The sequence below is a fragment of the Vibrio sp. 10N.222.55.C6 genome, assembly GCF_041473395.1.
Lineage (GTDB): Bacteria > Pseudomonadota > Gammaproteobacteria > Enterobacterales > Vibrionaceae > Vibrio > Vibrio crassostreae_C.
The window spans coordinates 1-232 of sequence record NZ_JBFRSD010000338.1; the positions used below are offsets into that span (position 1 = coordinate 1).

Here is a 232-nt window from a genome sequence, read left to right on the forward strand (position 1 = left end):
TTTGCAAGGTTCCACTCAGAAACATCATCAGGCTTACCGTTTTTGTCATGGTCGAATGGTTGAGATAGGTACCAATGCGTCATGTCAAAGTTTTCGCTTGGCGCGTTACCTGCAACTGGTGTCGCTGGCAGGCCTGTCGGAACTGGCAGTGCACTGCGTGTGTCACATTCAACTGAGGTCTCACAAGGGTAAACCGCTGCTACACCAAAGTTACCTGAACGAAGATCTTTAC

General features: G+C 49.1%; 1 pseudogene. It reads right to left on the reverse strand.

The annotated features are described in order from the left end of the window. A pseudogene (locus AB4486_RS24005) lies at positions 1–232 on the reverse strand (alginate lyase); the annotation flags it as partial.